At 56.7% G+C, this 22,399-nt stretch carries 16 protein-coding genes and 1 pseudogene; 14 read left to right on the forward strand and 3 right to left on the reverse strand.

What is annotated here, in order from left to right:
- The coding region (locus HF921_RS03975; RefSeq protein ID WP_215893349.1) for a sigma 54-interacting transcriptional regulator at positions 1-679 on the reverse strand (679 nt) is incomplete at its 3' end.
- Entirely contained in the window at positions 676-1,761 is a 1,086-nt protein-coding gene (gene glnL, locus HF921_RS03980; RefSeq protein WP_064220300.1) for a nitrogen regulation protein NR(II), read from the reverse strand. The genes HF921_RS03975 and glnL, both read right to left, overlap by 4 nt.
- Before the next feature lie 308 nt (positions 1,762-2,069).
- Here glnL and HF921_RS03985 point away from each other — a divergent pair, with 308 nt between their 5' ends.
- The 4 genes from HF921_RS03985 to HF921_RS04000 all read left to right on the forward strand — a co-directional run bounded on the left by HF921_RS03985 (position 2,070) and on the right by HF921_RS04000 (position 8,964).
- Complete coding sequence (locus HF921_RS03985) at positions 2,070-2,816, forward strand: peptidase (RefSeq protein WP_064220286.1); 747 nt, start codon at positions 2,070-2,072, stop codon at positions 2,814-2,816.
- 309 nt (positions 2,817-3,125) lie between these two features.
- Positions 3,126-4,589, forward strand: a complete 1,464-nt coding sequence (locus HF921_RS03990) for a circularly permuted type 2 ATP-grasp protein (RefSeq protein ID WP_064220287.1) — start codon at positions 3,126-3,128, stop codon at positions 4,587-4,589.
- Complete coding sequence (locus HF921_RS03995; RefSeq protein WP_064220288.1) at positions 4,574-5,560, forward strand: alpha-E domain-containing protein; 987 nt, start codon at positions 4,574-4,576, stop codon at positions 5,558-5,560. Before HF921_RS03990 ends, HF921_RS03995 begins: the two co-directional genes overlap by 16 nt.
- 41 nt (positions 5,561-5,601) lie before the next feature.
- Positions 5,602-8,964: a transglutaminase family protein gene (locus HF921_RS04000; protein WP_215893350.1), complete on the forward strand. Its 3,363-nt coding sequence runs from the start codon at positions 5,602-5,604 to the stop codon at positions 8,962-8,964.
- A gap of 31 nt (positions 8,965-8,995) precedes the next feature.
- Here the strand turns inward: HF921_RS04000 and HF921_RS04005 are convergent, their stop codons facing one another.
- Entirely contained in the window at positions 8,996-9,940 is a 945-nt protein-coding gene (locus tag HF921_RS04005) for a PDC sensor domain-containing protein (RefSeq protein WP_064220290.1), read from the reverse strand.
- A 570-nt stretch (positions 9,941-10,510) separates the two neighbouring features.
- On the opposite strand from HF921_RS04005, the gene HF921_RS04010 reads away from it, so the two are divergent.
- The 10 genes and pseudogenes from HF921_RS04010 to HF921_RS04055 all read left to right on the forward strand — a co-directional run.
- Positions 10,511-12,445, forward strand: coding sequence for a PrkA family serine protein kinase (locus HF921_RS04010; protein WP_215849729.1), 1,935 nt, complete (start codon positions 10,511-10,513; stop codon positions 12,443-12,445).
- A 203-nt stretch (positions 12,446-12,648) separates the two neighbouring features.
- Positions 12,649-12,789, forward strand: a complete 141-nt coding sequence (locus HF921_RS04015; protein WP_196763005.1) for an ammonium transporter — start codon at positions 12,649-12,651, stop codon at positions 12,787-12,789.
- 102 nt (positions 12,790-12,891) lie between these two features.
- Positions 12,892-14,196, forward strand: a complete 1,305-nt coding sequence (locus HF921_RS04020; protein ID WP_215893351.1) for a YeaH/YhbH family protein — start codon at positions 12,892-12,894, stop codon at positions 14,194-14,196.
- Positions 14,189-15,664: a SpoVR family protein gene (locus HF921_RS04025; RefSeq protein WP_215891914.1), complete on the forward strand. Its 1,476-nt coding sequence runs from the start codon at positions 14,189-14,191 to the stop codon at positions 15,662-15,664. The genes HF921_RS04020 and HF921_RS04025 overlap by 8 nt, the downstream gene beginning before the upstream one ends.
- 182 nt (positions 15,665-15,846) lie before the next feature.
- Complete coding sequence (locus HF921_RS04030) at positions 15,847-16,143, forward strand: hypothetical protein (RefSeq protein ID WP_064220294.1); 297 nt, start codon at positions 15,847-15,849, stop codon at positions 16,141-16,143.
- A 165-nt stretch (positions 16,144-16,308) separates the two neighbouring features.
- Positions 16,309-16,647 (forward strand): P-II family nitrogen regulator, encoded by a 339-nt coding sequence (glnK, locus tag HF921_RS04035; protein WP_215861144.1) that lies wholly within the window; start codon positions 16,309-16,311, stop codon positions 16,645-16,647.
- 55 nt (positions 16,648-16,702) lie between these two features.
- Complete coding sequence (locus tag HF921_RS04040) at positions 16,703-18,007, forward strand: ammonium transporter (protein WP_064220296.1); 1,305 nt, start codon at positions 16,703-16,705, stop codon at positions 18,005-18,007.
- Between the two features lie 364 nt (positions 18,008-18,371).
- Positions 18,372-20,912, forward strand: coding sequence for a PP2C family protein-serine/threonine phosphatase (locus HF921_RS04045; protein WP_215891913.1), 2,541 nt, complete (start codon positions 18,372-18,374; stop codon positions 20,910-20,912).
- Complete coding sequence (locus tag HF921_RS04050; protein WP_064219114.1) at positions 20,909-22,042, forward strand: PhnD/SsuA/transferrin family substrate-binding protein; 1,134 nt, start codon at positions 20,909-20,911, stop codon at positions 22,040-22,042. Before HF921_RS04045 ends, HF921_RS04050 begins: the two co-directional genes overlap by 4 nt.
- 82 nt (positions 22,043-22,124) lie before the next feature.
- Positions 22,125-22,399: pseudogene (locus HF921_RS04055) on the forward strand (ammonium transporter); the annotation flags it as partial.

A 22,399-nucleotide genomic window follows, 5' to 3' on the forward strand; every position in this document is an offset into this window, starting at 1 on the left:
CCTGTTCAAAGCGACCCTGCCGGGTCTGCACCGCCCCGGTAAAAGCGCCCTTTTCATGGCCGAAAAGTTCCGATTCCAGCAACTCGGCGGGAATGGCCGCCGTGTTGATGGCGATGAACGGCCCGCGCGCGCGGGGACTGTGCCGGTGCAGAGCACTGGCCACCAGTTCCTTGCCTGCCCCCGACTCGCCGGTAATAAGCACGTTGATCTGTGACCGCGACAAACGACCAATGGCACGAAACACCTCCTGCATGGCGGGGGCCTCGCCAATCATTTCTGCCGGATCGCTCTCCTCAACACCCGCAGCGCGCGGTTCTGCCTGACGGCCAAGAGCGCGCCGCACCAGGGCCACCGCCTCGTCCATGTCAAAGGGTTTGGGCAGATATTCAAAGGCCCCGCTCTGAAAAGCGGCGACGGCATTATCGAGATCGGAATGCGCTGTCATCACAATTATCGGCAGCTTCGGCCAGTGCGATTGCACTTCACGCAGGAAAGCCAGCCCGTCCAGGCCGGGCATGCGCAGATCGGTAACGATGGCCTCTGGTTGCTCGCGCCCCAGTGCCCGCAGAGCGCTGTCGGCCTCGGCAAAACTGCGCACCGGGATATCGGCCTGAGTCAGCGCTTTCTCTAATACCCAGCGAATGGAAGGATCATCATCAATAACCCAGACCTCTGTCATGCGGATGCCTCCCGGTGCGGTAACAAGGGCAGGGAAACGGAAAATACCGTTTCCCCCGGTTGCGAGTGGCAATGAACCACTCCGCCGTGCCCGCGCACCAATCCCTGCGCGATAGCCAGCCCCATCCCCATGCCCTCGGCACGACTGGTGACCAGCGGCAAAAAAATCCGCGGCAGCAGATCTGGGGGGATTCCCGGGCCGTTATCGACCACATCCACGCGTAGTGCCAGGCGGAATTTGTGGTGCAAGAGAGTGACGTAGCGCTCGACCCGGGTGCGAATCAGGATCGTGCCGTGGCGATCCAGTGCCTGCTGGGCGTTGCGCATCAAGTTCAGGAAAACCTGCACCAGTTGCTCCTGATCAGCCAAAATGTCGGGGATAGAGGGATCGTAATCAAAGCGCAGGGAAATGCCCGTGGGCAATTCTGCGTTCAGCAGCCGACGCACATGTTCGAGCACCTGATGGATATTCACTTCGGCAAAAACCGGGCGGCTGCGGGCCCCCTGCAGACGATCCACCAGATGATGTAGGCGGTCCACCTCATGGAGGATGACCCGAGTGTAATCCTTCAGTTCCGGGCGCTGCAGTTCACGCTCCAGAAGCTGCGTGGCTCCGCGCAAGCCGCCGAGGGGATTTTTGATTTCGTGGGCGAGGCCACGCAACATTTCCTGGGCGACGCCATAGATACGATCCTGCATTTCCTCCTCGGCATGACGTGCCAGCAACTCCATCGGTCGCATCTCCAGAATGAGGCCACCTGTCGGCCCGGGGGTCACCACCAAATCCACCACTGCACGACCGCCCTCACTCAGCGCCAAAGACAAGGCCCTGCGCAGTATAGCCATGTTCGCCGTGGCAACATCCGCAAAAAATGTGGCGAAGTGTTCATCACCGACAATGCTGCAAAATGCCGACAAGGCCTGCCCCAGCGCCTGATGCTGGCTGATGCACAGCAGATTTTCAGCGGCAGGATTCATATAATGGATATGGTAGTCACTCCCCAGAACCAGTACCGCTGATTCCAGAGCGTCCAGCACCATATTCTCTGTGGGCAGAGCGGTTATTTTTTTGCGGCGCACCATGCAAGCTCCGATTTTGCAACTCACCAAACAGGCTCCCTGCTCAGTCAAGCAAAAAGCGCACCAACGCATCAGGAATGCGACACCCTTCACACCGGCATACCACCCGGCACTGCTTAACTCCTCACCTAAAAACCAAACCCGCGATCCCGTGCAGAGGTCAATCATGCAACCCACCTGTTGCACCATAATAGTGCACTTTTGATGGATTACCTAGCGCCACAGGGAGACAGAGGCGGTCCACGCTTCCCAACGGCCTCATTTTCAGCGAATATCATAAAATCCATGTCGTCGGTCCACAGGAACGCTCCATGACCTATTGCCTCACCGCTCATGTCGCAGAGGGGCTGATTTTCTGCTCCGACTCGCGAACCAACGCGGGCGCCGACAACGTCAGCATCTACTCTAAAATGCACAGCTTCTGCTGGCCCGGAGACCGCTTTCTTTGCCTGCTTTCAGCGGGCAATCTGGCGACCGCTCAGGGGGTGGTCAAGCGGATGCAGCAAGATATCGACCAGGACGCCGAAACCCATCTGCTCAATCTAACCAGCATGGCGGCGGCCGCGGACTATGTCGGTCTCATCAATGCCGGGGTGCAGCGTAACCAGACCAACCGCGACACCGCCAACACCAATTTTGAGGCGACCTTCATCCTGGGCGGCCAGATCAACGGAGATACTCCGGCGACCTATATGATTTACCCGCAGGGCAACTACATCCATGAGTCGTCAGATCATCCATTCCTGCAAATCGGCGAAATCAAATATGGCAAACCGATTCTGGACCGCGTCATCAGTCCCGACCTCTCGCTGGAGGCAGCGGCACGTTGTGCGCTGGTGTCCATGAACTCTACCATGCGCAGTAACGTCACTGTGGGTCCGCCGGTGGAATTACTCATTTATCGTACCAACAGCCTGCAGCCAGGACGTTACCTGACATTGTCCGAGGATGACCCTTTCTACCGGAGCATCGGCGAGCGTTGGGGTCAGGGATTACTAAAAGCACTGGATGATCTGCCGCGCTTTGCTTGGGAGACTTCCGGCACTCCACCGGCCTAAGCGCCTGAAATGCGGGCGAACATGGAGAAATGTCCTATGCACCAAACGTGAATCACGCGCACCATCGTGGTGCAACCGTGCTTCCCTGCTCAAGTCCGGTTTGATACGTTGGCCGCAACTTCAGGACACTGCTCAGAATAGCGTTGTCGCCGGGATCGGGAAAAAGCGGAGACCACCCGGCCAGTAGTTGGCGCAAGTATTGCCTAACCCTTCCAATGACTATAGCGCGGTCCGATCCAGCATACGGACGAAGACGTCGCCTCACTGCCATATCGGGAGCGTGCTGCACGCGAAGAGGAGAAAAGGCTTATGGATTGGCTGAGCAAGCATTATCAGCGGCAGAATGCCTATGATGAATTGGTGGATGAAGGCGGTATTCCACGTCCGGCCGCAGCTCCGCTGTTTGACTACCTCAGCACCCTGGACAGCAACGAACTGCTCGCCTGCCGACAGGCCGCAGATGCCGCCATCCTCGCGATGGGCATTACCTTCACCGTGTACAGCGAGGCTGGCAATATCGACCGCGCCTGGCCCTTCGACATTATTCCCCGCATCATGTCACACCGGGAATGGATACGCATTGAAGAGGGGCTCAAACAACGCTTACAAGCCATCAACCTCTTTATCGACGACCTATACAACGCGCAGCGTATTGTCGCCGACGGTATTTTCCCCGCCGAGATACTGGCCAGTTCCCGCAATTTCCGGGACGCCTGCCGGGGCATACACCCGCCTTTGGGGGTCTGGGCGCAGATCTGCGGCAGCGATCTGGTGCGCGATGCCGACGGCACGATCTATGTGTTGGAAGACAATCTACGGGTTCCCTCTGGCGTCTCTTACATGCTGGAGAACAGGCAGATCATGAAGCGGCTCTTTCCAGAGCTTTTCAAGTCCGCCACCATCCTGCCGGTGGACGACTACCCCAACCGACTTTACGAAACGCTCGCGGCCCTGTCCCCGCGCGAGGATGGGCGACCCGTCGTTGCGGTGCTCACCCCCGGCATCTATAACTCGGCCTACTTCGAGCATAGTTATCTGGCACAGCAGATGGGGGCCTATCTGGCGGAAGGTGCGGATTTTTTTGTCGGCCACGACGATGTCGTTTATCTCAAGACAATTTCCGGACCACAGCGGGTGGACGTGATCTACCGGCGCATCGACGACGATTATCTCGATCCCGAAGTCTTTCTCCCCGACTCCACCCTCGGCATTCCCGGGCTGCTGCGCGCCTGGCGACGCGGTATGGTCGCCATCGCCAATGCCCCCGGTGTCGGCGTCGCCGATGACAAGGTGGTTTATGCCTTCGTGCCCGAGATCATCCGCTATTATCTGGATGCCGAACCCATCCTGCCCAACGTGCCAACCTACCTGTGCATGCGCGACGCCGACCGCGATTACGTACTGAATCACCTGGACGAATTGGTGGTCAAACCGGCCAACGAGTCGGGTGGTTACGGCATGCTCATCGGACCGCGCGCCATGCCGGAAGAGCGGGCACGCTTCGCCGAACTGATCATCGCCAACCCGCGCAATTACATCGCCCAACCCACGCTGAATCTTTCCACTGCGCCGACTTTGGTGGACGATCACCTGGAACCCCGTCACCTGGACCTGCGCCCGTTTATTCTGCAGGCCGACAAAATGTACGTGACCACCGGCGGTCTGACCCGGGTGGCCATGCAATCCGGCTCGCTGGTGGTGAACAGCTCCCAGGGCGGAGGCAGCAAAGACACCTGGATTGTCGATAAGGAGGCCCCATGCTTTCGCGAGTAGCTGAAAACCTGTACTGGATGGCCCGCTACCTGGAGCGGACCGAAGACATGGCCCGGCTGATCAATGCCACCACACTGCTGCTGCTCGATCTGCCCCAGGGCGCCAAATTCGGCTGGGATATCCTCTTGCAGGTGACGGGCGATGCCGAACTCTATACAGAACGTTACGGTACGCCGGAGGAAGACCGCATCATGCGATTTCTCATTGCCGACGAACGCAACCCCAACTCGGTGATGGCCGCCATCCATCAGGCCCGGGAGAACTGCCGCACCTTCCGCGACCTGCTCCCCGCCGAGTTCTGGGAACGCCTGAACACCCTCTTCCTCTTCGTTCGCGAACATGCTGGCATCAGCTCGGACAGCCGTCATGCACGTTATGCCTTTCTCAACGAAGTCATTTCCCGACGCCATGCCCTGGTGGGTCTGCTCATCAGCAGCATGAGCCAGGACAACGTGTACCAGTTCATCAAGCTGGGCCGCAACATGGAGCGCGCCGACATGACCTCGCGCATTGTTGACGTGACCAGCGCCGTGATCCTGCCTCAGGATCACGGCCTGCAGAAAACGACCGGGGCCAGCCTCTGGCTGGGCGTATTGCGGGCCATGAGTGCCTTTGAGATGTACCGCCGTCACGTTTCCGTGCAGGTGCACAGCAATCAGGTGGTAAACTATTTGCTCAAGGACGGCAAGTTTCCACGCAGCATGAAATATTGCATGGGTGAGATGGAGGTGGCGCTGGCCCATCTGCCCAACACGGGCGTTCCTTCCGAGGCTGTGCGCCGGGCACGGCGGCGCCTGGATGCCCTGAAGCTCGTCAACCTGCGTCCGGACCTGCTGCACGAATACCTCGATCAGGCGCAGAAAGATCTGGCCATGGTCCACCGCACCATTCAAGGCACCTACTTCGCCCGTGATGCTTCGGGCTTTGATGACATGCCTAAGGGATTGCACTTGAGCGCCGTGCAGGCCTGACGGAAAACACGACATCCACATCACCTCCAGAGGGAATCATCATGGGCATCCATGTCGTCCTGCGCCACCAGACCGAGTACGACTTTGATCGCCTGGTGCAGATCCACCCTCATGTGCTGCGCCTGCGCCCGGCCCCCCATTGCCGGACGCCGATCCGTGCCTACTCGCTCAACGTCGAACCGGCCAGGCACTTCCTCAACTGGCAACAGGATCCTTTCGGCAATTATCAGGGGCGCCTCGTTTTTCCGGAACGCGCAAAATCGCTTAAGGTGGATGTGGAAGTCATCGCCGACCTGACAGTGATAGATCCCTTTGATTTCTTTATAGAGCCCGCAGCAGAGCACTGGCCCTTTCATTACGATCCCGCGCTCCGCAAAGAACTGGCACCTTACCTGGAGCGGGAGAAGGCAGGCCCGCTAATGCAGCGTTTTCTGCTCGACATCAAGCGCCGTCGTCAGCGCACCGTGGATTTCCTCGTCGCCGTTAACCAGCGACTACAGGGACATATCGGCTATACCCTGCGCATGGAGATCGGAGTGCAAAGCCCGGAAGAGACCCTGCAAAAAGCCAGTGGCTCCTGTCGCGACACCGCCTGGCTGCTGGTGCAGATACTCCGTCACATGGGCCTCGCCGCCCGCTTCGTGTCCGGCTATCTGGTGCAACTGGTGGCCGACCAAGCCCCACTGGATGGAGCGGCCGGCCCCACCAGTGACTTTACCGATCTCCACGCCTGGGTGGAGGTCTACATCCCCGGTGCCGGCTGGATTGGTCTCGATCCCACCTCCGGACTATTCGCCAGCGAAGGCCACATCCCGCTGGCCTGCACTCCGCATTATGAAAGCGCCGCCCCCATCACCGGCGCCACCGACGCCTGCGAGGTGGAGTTTCACTTCGCCAACTCCGTCACCCGCCTGCCGGAGGCACCGCGCGTCACCAAGCCCTACACCGACACGCAATGGGAACAGGTAATGGTCTTGGGCAATGCGATAGATATCCGCCTACAGACCACTGATATGCGTCTCACCATGGGTGGCGAGCCCACCTTCGTAGCCATTGAAGGGGTGGATGCCCCCGAGTGGAATCAGGAAGCCCTCGGCGAGCGCAAACGGGAACGCGCCGAGAAGCTGGCGCAGCGCCTCGGGGCGCGCTTCGCGCCGGGCGCGCTGCGCCATACCGGTGAAGGCAAATGGTACCCCGGCGAACCCCTGCCGCGCTGGGCACTCGGCCTCTACTGGCGCAAGGATGGCATTCCCTTGTGGCACGACCCTCGGCTGCTCGCCGATCCACTGCACGACTACGGCTGGCAGGCGGATGATGTCCACAACTTCGCCTGCGCCCTGACCCGCCATCTGCAGATCGACAGCGACCGCCTGCTGCCCGCCTACGAAGATGCCTGGCATATCCTGCATCAGGAAGGCCGCACCCCGGTGAATATTGATCTCAGTACCCATCGCTTGGATGACCCGCTGGAACGCCAGGCACTGGTCGGCAAATTGCAGGCCGGACTCGACCACCCGGTGGGCTGGGTGCTCCCCCTCGCCTGGGAATGGCGCCAGCAGCGCTGGTACTCGGCGCCCTGGAGTTTCCGGGGCGGGCGGCTGGTTCTGCTGCCCGGCGACTCCCCGCTGGGCATGCGCCTGCCCCTCGACAGCCTGCCCTGGGTCGTCGAGGCCCATAACAAATGGCAGCCGGAGAGTGACCCCTTCGCACCGATGCAGCCATTGCCGGATATCCACGGCGAGATCGCCGCGCGCTACAACCATGTCCCCGAAGCGCAGCCATCGTCCACGGCGAACCAGCAACTCTGGGAGGAGATCCCCCATACCGCAGTCACCCTGGAGATCCGCAAAGGCTGCCTGTACTGCTTCTTCCCGCCCTTGCAGGTGACGGAACACTATCTGTGCCTGCTCAGCGCGGTCGAACACAGCGCCACCGAACTCAATATGCCGGTGGTCATCGAAGGTTATGCGCCGCCCAGCGATCCACGGCTGGAGAAGCTGCTCGTCACCCCCGACCCTGGGGTCATCGAAGTCAATATCCATCCCTCCACGCACTGGCCGGAGATGGTGGAAAAGACCACGGCCATCTATGACGATGCCCACGCCTGCCGGCTGACCGCCGAAAAATTCATGCTGGATGGGCGCCATACCGGCACCGGCGGCGGCAATCACATGACGCTCGGCGGCGCCACCCCCGGCGACAGCCCCTTTTTGCGCCGCCCCGATCTGCTGCAGAGCCTGATCACCTACTGGCAGCATCACCCGGCCCTGTCTTATTTTTTCAGCGGCATGTTTGTCGGCCCCACCAGTCAATCACCGCGGGTGGATGAGGCACGCCATGAGGCCCTTTACGAGCTGGAGATCGCTTTTGCTCAGGTACCATCCGGTACCGTACCACAGCCGTGGCTCGTGGACCGTCTCTTCCGCAATCTGCTGGTGGACGTTACCGGCAACACCCACCGCGCCGAAATTTGCATCGACAAGCTCTATTCGCCGGCCGGGGCGGCCGGTCGGCAGGGGCTGGTGGAGCTACGGGCCTTCGAGATGCCGCCCCACGCCCGCATGAGCCTGGTGCAGCAACTGCTGGTACGGAGCCTCCTGCTGCGGTTCTGGGAAGCCCCTTATCGCCATGAACTGGTGCGCTGGGGCACCACCCTGCATGACCGCTTCATGCTGCCCCACTACGTCTGGGAAGACCTCCGCGAGGTGTGCGCCGATCTGCAGGAGCACGGTATTCCTTTTGATCTCGAATGGCTGGCGCCCTTCTCAGAATTCCGCTTTCCGCAGCATGGCCATGTCCGGGTCGGCGAGATCGACATCGAGTTGCGCGCTGCCATCGAACCCTGGCATGTTCTCGGCGAAGAAGTGACCGGCACGGGCATGGCGCGTTATGTGGACTCCTCCGTCGAACGGCTGCAGGTGCGCGTGACCGGCATGACTCCGGGCCGCCATGTGATCGCCTGCAACGGACGGCGGGTGCCGCTACGCGCTACCCGTGCCCATGACGAACACGTTGCCGGGGTACGCTATCGCGCCTGGCAGCCACCGTCCGCGTTGCACCCGACCATTCCGGTGCATACACCTCTGACTTTTGATCTGATCGACACCTGGAACGGGCGTAGCGTGGGCGGCTGCACTTACCATGTCATGCACCCCGGTGGCCGCAATTCAGAAGCCTTTCCGGTCAACGCCTGGGAGGCGGAGGCACGGCGGCAGAGCCGCTTCACCACCACCGGGCACCGTCAGGGACCACGGTCGGATGCGGGCCTGCAGAGTCCCAGTGAGGGCTTCTTCGTGCCCACCGGCAGCGGTGAACACCCCTGGCTACCGCCCTATGCGGACGACCAGCCAGACTATCCCCACACCCTGGATCTGCGCCTGGCCCGCTCCGCCGCACCAACCTGAGGAGACGGCACCCTCCGCACGGAAAAGCGCCTCAGCTGTCTTCCTGGCGCTGATCCTTGTGCTGTAAGAGCAGAACTTCTGCCCGTGCGCCGAGATACACATAGGCACCCAGTGCGACCATCAGTGCGGCGGCGGCAAGCAGCAACACCACCGCCAACCACAAATGTTGCGGGGCATCCAGGGCGAATTTGAAAACCAGCATCAATCCTTCAATAGACACCGCAATCAATATGGCGGCGATAAAACGGGTCAGGGTGCGCCGGGTAGTGCTGTGCCGACGAATATCTTTGCGGAGCAGCACCTCCTCTTCAAAAATGGTCTTCGCCAGATCGAATACCGCCAACGCCAACGTAAAGAGAATGGTTGCCTGAAAAGGGGCAGCAAAATCCCCCGGAGAAGCTGCTGACGACCATACCGGCCCCAGCGATAGCACCGCGTGCAACCCCAAAGCCATGCTCACTGCCAGCAGTCCCAAGGAAAACAAAATGTAAAAAAACTTAAAATAGGGTTCAAAACCGCGGCGAATATCGTCCTCTTCGAGCAGGGCAAGGGCACGGTCGAATTCACTGTCCACTACCACCATACCCAGCAGTTTGCCACTTTCATCACGAATCGGAGCGGCGGCGGTCACACAAATATGGCCATTGGCGGAAGAAAGATAAGGCTCGGTGAGTATCGGGCCATGCGCCTCCAACGTCAGCCGGTAATACGGCCGATGACTACGGTCCATGCCTTCCCCACCCTGCGTATTACGGCGGCGGGAGGCAGCAACGTTATCGCCAATCTGCAGCCCTTCCGCATCGAGTAGATAGCAAAGGTCCAGGAAAGGATGCCGGGCAATGAGACAGGCTAGTTTTTGGCGTTGCGCCTCACGGTCCTGCTGCAGCAGCAGCGGGCTGGCTACTGCATCGACTACTCCACCAAGTAAAACCGAGAGGTCTTTGCGCACTTCACGAAAATGCTCGAAGCGATTCATCGGTGGTCACCTGTCGGGTCGAAGGCCGGGAATGGCGCCCACTAAGCAAGGCAAAGGGTGTGCCACGTCAGGCCGAAGCGAACCTTTTTAAAATATCCACACACAGCGCAGCAACACATCGACAAGCTGGCACACCTCCTGCTTTATCAACACTGATCATGGTCATGTGATCACTCCTCCTCAAGTGGCTTTCAGGGCGGTCCTCCCGCCCCTTTTTGTCCGCAACTCGATTATTCTTTGTCACATCTTGCAAAAACAGTCTGTTACAAACAGCGTCGCCGCCACGCCCCCCGTCAAACCGGAGAGGTAAGGCACCTTCACTGCACTGGCGCAGCCCAGGATTCTGCACCATACTTGTGCGGCGGGTGCGCCATCCTGGCGCACGACGTTTGCGGCCAGTTCAGCCCGCCCCATTCACCGTAAAACACCCGGCGGCCGGTGCTGCGCATGCCGGACTGGCACGGGAAATGCTTATTTCATAGCGCACTTGAGGGCTACGCAGCCAGCGAACCCTATGACCTATAATGGGTCTAAACAACGTGAACGCGGCAGTGCCGCAAGGAGTGGCAAATGGCGTTATTCGACCGTTACCAGGAACGCTTCCTGCAGCAACAGGAAGTTGTCCTCTCTATAGATGCCTACCTCGATCTCTGCGCGCGTGAGCCCATGGCTTATGCCACTGCCGCCGAGCGGATGCTGGCAGCCATCGGCGAGCCGCAGGTGCTGAATACCCAGGCAGATCCCCGACTGTCACGTATTTTCATGAACCGTAAACTGCTCACCTACCCCGCCTTCAAGGATTTCTATGGTATTGAAGATGTCGTAGAAAACCTGGTCGCCTATTTCCGGCACGCGGCGCAGGGCCTGGAAGAACGCAAGCAGATTCTCTATCTGCTCGGCCCGGTGGGGGCGGCCAAGTCCTCTCTGGCGGAACGTCTGAAGAGTTTGATGGAGCAATACCCCATCTACTGCCTCGCCGCCCATGGCAAAGTGTCGCCGCTCTTCGAGTCGCCGCTGGGGCTCTTCGATCGAGATGAAGATAGTCAGGTACTGGAGGATCGCTTCGGTATCCCCCGCCGCGCCCTCAATGGCGTAATGTCTCCCTGGGCGGCCAAACGGCTGCGCGAGTTCGGCGGTGACATCCGCAAATTCACCGTCCATCGTCTGATGCCGTCCCAGTTGCACCAGATCGGCATCACCAAGGTGGAGCCGGGCGACGAGAACAACCAGGACATCTCCAGCCTCGTCGGCAAGGTGGACATCCGCAAGCTGGAAGACTTCTCCCAGGACGATCCCGACGCCTATTCCTATGCGGGCGGCCTCAACGTCGCCACCCAGGGTGTGCTGGAGTTTGTCGAGATGTTCAAGGCGCCCATCAAGATGCTCCACCCCTTGCTGACGGCAACCCAGGAAGGCACCTACAATGGCACCGAAGGTTTTGGCGCCATGCCCTTCCAGGGCATCATCCTGGCCCACAGCAATGAATCGGAGTGGTCCGCCTTCCGCAACAACAAGCGCAACGAGGCTTTCCTCGACCGAGTCTACATCGTCAAGGTGCCCTATTGCCTGCGCGTCACGGAAGAGACGCAAATCTACCACAAGCTCCTCGAAAGCAGTGCCCTCAACGCCGCCCCCTGCGCCCCCGATACCATGGACATGCTGGCGCGCTTCTCCGTCCTCAGCCGCCTCAAAGAGCCGGGCAACAGCAGCTTGTGGTCGAAGATGGAGGTCTATGACGGCAAGTCCCTCAAGGATAAGGACCCCAAGGCCAAAAGTCTGCAGGAATACCATGACACGGCCGGTGTGGACGAGGGCATGGACGGCATTTCCACCCGTTTCGCCTACAAGATCCTGTCCCGTACCTTCAACTTCGACAGCGACGAGGTGGCAGCCAACCCGGTGCATCTCCTGCATGTGCTGGAAACACAGGTCCGTGCCGAGCAGTTCCCGGCGGAACTGGAGTCCCGCTATCTCGCCTTCCTGAAGACCGAATTGGCCCCCCGTTATGCCGAGTTCCTCGGCCTGGAAATCCAGAAGGCCTATCTGGAGAGTTACGGCGATTACGGCCAGAATCTCTTTGACCGCTACATCCAGTATGCCGATTTCTGGCTGCAGGATACGGAATTCCGTGACCCTGATACCGGGCAGCTCATGGACCGCAGCCTGCTCAACGAAGAACTGGAAAAGATCGAGAAACCGGCGGGCATCGCCAACCCCAAGGATTTCCGCAACGAAGTGGTGAACTTCGTGCTGCGGGTCAAGGCGTCCAACGACGGCGTCAGCCCGGCCTGGACCAGCTATGAAAAGCTGCGCGCGGTCATTGAGAAGAAGATGTTTGCCAATACGGAAGATCTATTGCCGGTAATCTCTTTCGGCAAGAAGAGCTCCTCCGACGATGAGCGCAAACATCAGGACTTCGTCGCGCGGATGACCTCGAAGGGCTACACCGAAAAGCAGGTACGTCTGCTGGTGGACTGGTATATGCGTTATCGCAAGCATCATTAAGGGGCACCAGGCCGTCACGGAAAATAGTAACGGCCCACACGCCCCCCAACCACAATATCCTGCCCGCATCTGCGGGCATTTTTAACAGCAGCCCCGATCATTGCCGTGGTGCGGCATACTTGCCGCACCATTCTGGTGCACCCCTCGTTCCAGACGCCGCGTCGCGATCCATAATCCATACGCTTCCCCATTGTTAGCCATGCTTGCACACTTATTGCTTAGTCCATATCGTCAGCTTCATCATTCTCAAGGTCATCGACTGGACCCTGGGTCTGCGCCTCAAAGACGAGCAGGAACGGGAGGGACTGGATATTACCCAGCACGGTGAGCAGGTATACGAGTAGGCCGTGATCCGGGCGGACCGCCCATGGGAAAGGTCCGCCGCAACCATCCGCCCCATTTTAGGTCATAATATAAGGTGAAGTGTCGCTGACCAGGAGTCTGCCATGAGCATGATTATCGACCGGCGCAGTTCCGGAACCCGATCCACGGCCAATCAAAATCGTCTGAACAGGCGTGTTCGCGCCCGGCTCAAGGTTGCCGTCGAAAAGATGGCGCGCTCCGGCTCCATTGAAGATCTGGCCAACGCCGACCAGCCCATTTCCATCCCCACCCGCGATCTTCATGAACCCAGCTTTCGCCGCGACCTCAACGACACCTCCTGGGAACGGGTGTTACCCGGCAATAAGGAATATCAGCGCGGCGACAAAATCAGCAAACCCGAAGGCGGCGGCTCGGGGAAGGGCCGGGAGGGCTCACCGGATGGTCTCGGCAATGACGAGGTGGCCATCGTCCTCTCCGCCGACGAATTTCTCGATCTGCTCTTCGACGGACTGGCTTTACCCAATCTGCTCAAGACCGTGCCGGGGGATATTCAGGCAGATCAATGGCGGCGGGCGGGTTTCATCAAAGATGGCAGCCCCTCCCGCATGCACGTCGGGCGTACCATGCGTGCCGCCCGTGCCCGTCGCCTCGCCCTGCGTGCCGGCAAGCGCCGTGAATTGCAGGACCTGCTGGACGCCCGCGACATACTGCAAGAAGAGATTCATGGCCGCCTGGCCCAGAAGCAGGATGTCTCCGTGGAGCGGGAGCGCCTCAGCGAACTGAATCGTCAGATTGCCGCCCTGGAACGCAAAATCAAAGCCATTCCCTTCATTGACGAGGCGGACCTGCGCTTTGCCCACATCGACCAGCAACCCCACCCCATCACCAATGCGGTGATGTTCTGCGTGATGGATGTGTCCGGCAGCATGGGCGAGAAGGAAAAGGATCTGGCCAAGCGCTTCTTCCTGCTGTTGTATCTGTTCGTGCATCGCCACTATCAGGCGGTGCAGATCATCTTCATCAAGCACCACAGCACCGCCTCGGAGTGCAGCGAGCAGGCCTTTTTTGGTGCCCGCGAGGGAGGCGGCACGCTGGTCTCACCGGCCATCGCCCTGACCGAGGAGATCATGCGGCAACGGTTCCCGCCAGAGCGCTGGAATGTCTATCTGGCGCAGGTATCTGACGGCGACAATTATTTTGCCGACAACGCGGTGGTGGAAGAGCATCTTATGCGTCTATTGCCGCGCTTGCGCAACCTCTTCTATCTGGAGGTCAACCGTGACAGTGAGAGCGATCTGCTGCAACTATACGAAGCCATTGCTCAGGATTTCCCGGAACTGATCACCGCCCGCGCCAGCGAGCGCGAGGATATCTACCCACTCTTCCGTACCCTCTTTGCCACAGAGGAGACGCCGAGCCATGTCTAAATTCCTCTTTACCGACAACGACTGGACCTTCGCGCGGATTGATGCCGTCACCGAAGCCATCGCGGCCATCGCCGCCGAAGAACTCCAACTCGACACCTACCCCAATCAGTTGGAAATTATCAGCGCCGAGCAGATGCTCGATGCCTACGCCTCCATCGGCCTGCCGGTCTATTATGCCCACTGGTCCTTCGGCAAACAGCGTGCCATCGAATCCGGGCAATATCGGCGCGGCGAGATGGGCCTGGCCTATGAACTGGTGATCAACAGCAACCCCTGCATCAGCTACCTCATGGAAGAAAACACCATGACCATGCAGACCCTGGTCATCGCCCATGCCGCCTACGGGCATAACGCCTTCTTCAAAAACAATGTCTTCTTTCAGCAGTGGACCGATGCCGAAGGTATTCTCGACTACCTGGAATTCGCCCAGCGCTACATCGCCCACTGCGAAGAACGCTACGGCATCGACGCGGTGACCGACGTGCTGGACGCCGCCCACGCCATCAGTCGCAACGGCGTGGATCGCGCCCGCCGCCCGCGCCAGCTTTCGGCGCGTGCGGAAGAACAACGACGCGAAGAGCGCGAACACTACCTGCAGCAGCAGCTCTCCGAAATATGGCGCACCCTGCCCCCGCGTAGCGTCGACCGGCCCGCTGATCCCGCTGTATTTCCGCCATCCCCCCAGGAAAACCTACTCTACTTCATCGAAAAGAACGCCCCGCACCTGGAGGGCTGGAAGCGGGAAATCCTGCGCATCGTGCGCAAAATCGCCCAATATCTCTACCCGCAGGGGCAAACCAAGATCATGAACGAAGGCTTCGCCTGCTTCGTGCATTACCATATTCTGCACAGCCTGCATGCCAGGGGACTGATTACCGACGGTACTTTGCTGGAGTTTTACGCCAGCCACACCGCCGTCACCTTCCAGCCAGACTTTGATGATCCGCGCTACAGCGGCATCAACCCCTATGCCCTCGGTTTCGCCATGTTCCAGGACATCAAACGGATATGTCTCGCACCCACGGGCGAAGACCATCGCTGGTTCCCCTTTGCTGGGGACCCCGACTGGCGCAAGCATATCCACTTCGCCATGCGCGAATTCCGCGACGAGAGCTTTGTCCTGCAATATCTCTCACCCAAGGTCATGCGTGACCTGCATCTCTTTGCTCTGAGCAACGACCCCAGCGCTACGACATACCAGGTGAGCGCCATCCATGATGATCACGGCTACCGGTATCTACGCCAGACCTTAGCCCAACAAATCGCCGAAAGCACCCGCCCGCCGGACATCCAGATCGTGTCCGTGGATCGCTGGGGCGATCGCCATCTGCGTTTGCGGCAGATGGATAACCAACCCCTCGCCCAGGATGAGGCCCAGAGAACTCTCAGCTTTGTTCATAGCCTTTGGGGATATGATGTTCACCTGGATATGGAAGACCTTTCTCTGAGGGAACCATTCACATCCTGAAGGTTGTTACTCCGCAATCCCAGCATCTCGCACCATAATAGTGCATAGCACACTATAATGGTGCACCGTCCTGTTTGGCACCTCGTCTTTTTTACCAACCCTATTGATTTTTAAATCGTTAAAAATTGGCATCAAGTTTGCTTTGAGCTCCCTGGGATGTCATACAACAGGGAGCGACAAACGTGAACACGTTAACAAACGGTTATCGTTATAAGATCATCTCGCTGGCGATGTTTGCGGCACTGCCCACAATGATTGGGACCGGGCTCGTGCAGTTTTATCTACAGACAGGGGCGCATAACGTCATGACTCTGAACCCCAGCTACTTCTCCAATAGCTATCAGAGCCGGAATATCGGGCGCGGCTTGCCCTGGAGCCAGGAGAAAGCGGCCAACCTCACCGGCTTCGGTCCCCGCTCCCATGCCTGGTCGCTGACCGTGACACCGACGTACCAAAACGGCGGCTTTTCCCCGTGCTGAGTTACCTGATGTCGCTGCCACCATGCCAAGCGATACGGGTTTCTCAGGCACCGACGGCCTTGCCCAAACCCGATTCCGCAGCATGCTCGAAACCAGCTTCATGTCCTAACCCCCGTGGGCTGCTGCCCCCGGGATGTTCCAATCCTGTACGAGAGGTGTGTCGCTATGAAATTGATTACTGCCATTGTTAAACCCTTCAAACTCGATGATGTCCGTGAGGCGCTATCGGCGGTAGGGATCCAGGGCCTCACGGTTACCGAGGTCAAAGGTTTCGGGCGCCAGAAAGGTCATACCGAACTCTACCGCGGCGCTGAATACGTGGTGGATTTTCTCCCCAAGGTCAAAATCGAGGCGGTAATCAGCGATGATGCCGTCGACCAAGCCATTGAAGCCATCGAAAAAGGTGCCCGCACCGGCAAGATTGGTGACGGTAAAATCTTTATCTCCGAAGTCTTGGAGGCCATTCGTATCCGCACCGGCGAATCCGGTAATGATGCGCTGTAATCACTTATAACCGTTTTACAACCGCTCCAAAATCCTTATAGGGAGGAATTTCTTCATGTCAGTAGCTTGGCTTAATACCGGTGACAATGCGTGGCAGCTTACCGCAGCAACTGTCGTTGGCTTGCAAAGTGTCCCCGGTCTCGTCGTCCTGTACGCGGGCATCGTTAAGAAGAAGTGGGCTGTCAACTCCGCTTTTATGGCTTTTTACGCCTTCGCTGCCGTTTTGATTGCCTGGGTTCTCTGGGCTTATAACATGGGCTTCGGTAATCAATGGTTCCCTTTCGTCGGCACGCCACATCCTATCATCAGCATGCAAGATGAACTCAAACAGGCGCTCATTCCGGCATCAAACACCAGCGCCGCTTTCCCCATGTCTACCATGGTGTATTTTCAGTTCGTTTTTGCCGCCATTACCTTGATAATCATGGCCGGCGCATTCCTCGGGCGCATGAGTTTCAAGGCATGGATGATTTTCGTGCCCTTGTGGCTGACCTTCTCCTACACTGTCGGCGCCTTCAGTCTCTGGGGTGGTGGCTTCCTCTCGAGCCTCGGAGTCATCGACTATTCCGGTGGTTATGTCATTCATCTCTCTGCCGGTGTCGCGGGCTTTATCGGTGCAGCGGTCATTGGCCCCCGTCTGGCGCGTGACCGGGAAAACTTTCAGCCCAACAACGTATTGCTGATGCTGGTAGGTGCCGGTATTCTCTGGCTCGGCTGGAACGGCTTCAACGGTGGTGATCCTTACGCCGCGAGTCGTGATGCGGGTGTCGCGGTTCTGAACACCAACATCGCCACAGCGGTCAGCGTCATTATGTGGACCATCATGGATATCTTCTACTTCAAGAAGCCATCCGTCATCGGTGCCGTACAGGGCATGATCACCGGGCTGGTGGCTATCACCCCGGCCGCCGGCGTAGTCGATGGTTACGGTGCGATCGCCATCGGCATCGCCTCAGGCATTATCCCCTGGCTCAGTATGAACCTGCTCGGCAAAACCGCACTTTTCCGCAAGGTGGATGACACTCTGGGTGTCTTTCATACCCATGCGGTGGCGGGTTTACTCGGTGGTGTCATGACCGGTTTACTGGCGACCAAGGCGGGTTGTGCAGCTTTCGCCTTGAGCACGCCGGGCGGCGCTATCGAGGGAAACTGGCATCAGGTCTGGCTACAACTCATCGGTGCAGCGTTCATCATCGTGCTGAATATCGTAGTGACGTACATTCTGCTCAAGCTCATCAGCCTGATCGTGCCACTACGTATGTCCGAAGAAGAACTGCTGATCGGCGATGATGCGATCCACGGCGAGGAAGCCTACGCCTTCTATGGCGATGGTGAACGTCGACCAGTGGCTGGGGACTGAACTCCACTCACACTTCAACCTCCTTACACACGGCGGTTACCCGCCGTGTTTTTTCCCTGATTATTCACTTAATAAACTATAAATATTTTAACGTGTAGCGTTTTCTATCAGCCACGCAATCATAATAAACAGAAGAAACAGTTTACAGAAACCATACGGATATTATGTTTTTTCACATATTGACACCTTGTCGAATTGCTCTAAATAACATTATAAGGCTAGGCATCAGGACTAACATGGCCTCCTTATCTGGAGAAATGCACGCCATAAGTTAACACATAATACCATGTATTGATGACTTTTATATCCCAGAGAAAACCTGTCCCCAGCCCAACAACAAGCGTCTCGTTTTACTGAGGATCATATGGAAAACGTAAAGCTCTCCGAACGTGTTCCTGTTGGTGCATTCTACCGAACCAACATAGAAGCGGTAGAAGATGTACGCAGCAGATACTTCATCGCACTATCGATTCCCGCATTTTTACTCATCATGACCGGGATCGGCACGTGGGAGTCATTAGCCTTCCACGCGCGATCCGCGACCTCATTTCACCAGTATGAGCACTACTTGGGGGCGCTCACCAAAATTGAAGAGGGTCAAAGTTCAGCAACACAGGCCCTTCAGGAGCTTGCCGACCAGACAGCGAACTCAAGAACCAACAGTAGCGGCCAGTATCTATCAAGTTTTGAAAAGAAAATAGCATACAATCAGCCATTAAATACTGCCTTATCCAATCTATTACATGGCAACAATGGAAATATTCCACTAATACGTGAACAACTGAAAGCAGCCGCGTACCATTATCAAGAAATCGAAAAACAGTACTTCAGCTATGCTCAATGGTTCCTATCAGGAGGCGGAACGCTCATTTTTTTATCACTGATATATGTTTGGTTCGGTATTTTACAACCCATCGGCAAGCAAGGCCGAGAGCGTGCGCTTGCCCTAGCCCGTGCCGGTGAGTTCAATGAGGATGTCATTAATACTTCACGGGTAATCATCCTGGTGATCGATGCAGAGGGCAACGTCGTTCTCGCTAATCATTATTTTCAAACGCTTTTGCAATGGCCTCGCACACAAATAGTCGGCCACCATTTACTGGATCGTCTATTTCTTCCGCAAGATCACGAAACCATGCTAACGCTACTAAATGCGGGCAATCCAGAGCAGATTCTGGAACTCCCTATACTCAATTCCGCTGGTGCCCAACTGATCATGGCGTGGACTGTGACGCCGGTACGCGATGTTACCGGCGAGGAACTCTTGCGGGTTGCCATGGGCGTGAACGTCACCGAACGGGCAGCCGCCGAACATGCACAACAAGTTGCCCTGCTCAAGGCGCAGTCATTGAGTGATCGTCTACAAGACGAGGCACAACAAGCTGCCGAATTACATACGGCTTTTCTCGGCCCAGAGCAGATCGCACTGCCAGGCCTGTCCGGTATCGCCGCCAGTATCACCAGCTCGGAAGTAGGCGGTGACTATCTGGATTGCTATACCACCAAAGAAACATCCGTGCTGGTACTCGGGGATGTGAGCGGACATGGTCTCGCGGCCGGGAGCATCGTGGCTGTCGCAAAAACAGTTATCAACCAATTACGGGCTGATGGTATTGGGCGTCCAGATCAAGTGCTTAGGCAGCTCAATAATGCCATTCTTAATACCGCACAGGGATTGCGTCTAATGACCATGATCTGCGCGGCCGTAGATTTTCGCCACGGCATTCTGTACCTCGCCAATGCGGGGCAGCAATTTCCCTATCTCCAAAAACCGGATGGGCAGTGGGAAATGCTTGAAATTGGTGGCCTTCCACTAGGCCAGGAATTAAATCCCGACATCTCCACAAGCGAATGGGACATGCCACTAGGAAGTCGACTGATCCTCATCAGTGATGGATGGGTTGAAGAAAACGCACCGGATGGAACGCCATTTGGCTATGAACGATTGGAACAAGCACTCGAAGAATTTTCTACTTTAGATGACAACCAATTGCGTGACGCACTAATCGCCAGACTGGTTAGATTCTGTGAACGGGATACTTTTGATGATGATTTAAGCATCATCGTTGTGCACCATAACGAGCGTTATCCCGCAGTGTCTGAATGGCGTTCAGAACAACCACTGGAACTCATCAGAATATCTCAGGATTACTACGCCAATAAGACCATTTCCCCGCGCCTGTCACGCCAACATATCGTACTGTTTGCTGAACATGAATGGCAAAATCTGCTTCCACGGATGAGTCAGGATGGAATACGTCGGATACTAATTCCAGGAAACCCATTCCTGCAAGAAATGGGCTGGGATAATCTCCTTAATGCCCACAGGGAAACCGACAACGAGTTGTCACTCTATCTGCATATTGATACTCCTCTCCAATTACCTATCACCACTTCGACAGATAAACTGGGGGTTATTTCGTCCTTGGCGTCCTGGCTGGCAGAGACTGACGTGCGCGATGACTGGATCGATGTTTGCACACTCGTCGCCGATGAGCTCCTCGAAAATGCACTTTATGCCGCACCACGAGATGCACGAGGACAAGCCATTCATTCAAAGGGCGTAGATCGTATACTTAACGAAGATGAACATATCAGTCTACATATGGGTCGTCGAAACAATATTCTCGCCATTCAAATGAGAGACAACTGGGGCACATTGACACCCTCAATATTATTACAACGCCTGGGCGCACACATTCAAGGTCATGGACTCATCGCCAATCAGGGAGGCGGTGGATTATATTTGTTGTGGCGTTTTTCTGACTATATGCAAATTCGTGTTTTCCCCGGGCGAGAAACACGCGCGACATTATTCTTCGATCTGAATCATCCACCGCACGAAGATCACTATTCCGCATTCCAATTTCTTTATCACAGTGACATTTGCGAGGCAAATTCATGACTACCTTTGAAATCATCACTCAAAGCTCGGCCGATGATCCAGCCATTTACCGTCTGCGCGGCGTCATTGACGCCGCCGCTAAATCACACATGGACTCCCTGCTTGCCATAAACAAGTCGGCCATTCTGGATTTCACTGAAGTTTCACGCATCAACTCCATGGGTTTAGCCATTCTCCTCAACATCTTGAAACAACTTCACGGTAACAGACTACCCATCGCGGTCGAGGGGATGAATCGCATGACGGCGATGCTGTTTAAAATGACCGGATTGAATCAATACCTGACAAATCATGCAGCCGCACCCGAGGTTGCTCATGTAACATTAAATACCGCAACTACCGCTTCGTCCATGCAAAACAGTCCGTCACCAAAAACTCCATCACGGAACGATCATTGGCGATTTTCCGTGAGTCTGCAGGAGCGTACTCAGTTAGAAGGGTGGTACTTTCTCAATACCCATCTTCAGAAAAAATGGGGACGCTCTATACGACTAGAGCCCCATTTCGGCGCGCTGGAACAGGGCGACACGGCTCCATCAGACTCTGCGGACATAGTGTTTGCCTCACCTTTTGCTGTATGCGAACTCATTCAAATGGGTTTTTCACCATTACTTGTACCTTGCGCAAACCCCGAAGAGGCAGTCGTCATTTGCCGAAAAAATGACGAGAGAACCACATTTAGTCAGTTCTCTCGCCCCAAAGTCATTACCGACAGAATGGACAGCTACGCCTACTTGCTAGGTAGACTGCTCATGGATGAATCAGGCTTTTCATCGGACAGTGCCAACTACTTGTTTGTCGGTAATGATATCAAGTCCGTGCAGATGTTATTACGAAGCATGGGTGACATTGCCATTTTACCACGGCAAACCTTTTACGGACTTTCGTCCATAACTCAAGATGAGTTGAAAGTCATGGATGAGAGCCAAACGGACTTTGCTTATCATGCATTATGCTTGTCCTCGCACCGGAGATCAGATGCTACGGCGATCATCAACCTCTTCATTTCTCTACAAGATGAAATAAAGGGCCAGGAGATACTCAGAGGGCTTGGCATTCGTGGCTGGCGTGAGCCAGCATCCGAAGAGATAAACATGTTGACCGCGGTGTACCAAAAATATGTGGGATAGTGGGTAACATTAATAACAAATTTTCACAGTCATAACACCTTCATTTTTATCAAGGATCAATAAAACTTAGCGGAGAACCATCATGTATCTAGAACATCCATCTTATTTGAGTCCTGGCGATACTGCGTGGCAGATAACTGCAGCCACACTCGTGGGGTTACAGAGCGTTCCGGGGTTGGCCATTCTTTATGGCGGTATCGTCAAGAAGAAATGGGCGCTCAATTCCGCGATGATGGTCTTTTACGCCTTTGCTGCCGTTCTGATTACGTGGATGCTCTGTGGGTTTAGCATCGCTTTCGGCAGTCCTGTGCACCTGGGCCCCGGAATACTTTCGGGACTATTTGGTTGGCCCCGCCC

Source organism: Acidithiobacillus ferriphilus (genome assembly GCF_018854775.1).
Taxonomy (GTDB): domain Bacteria; phylum Pseudomonadota; class Gammaproteobacteria; order Acidithiobacillales; family Acidithiobacillaceae; genus Acidithiobacillus; species Acidithiobacillus ferriphilus.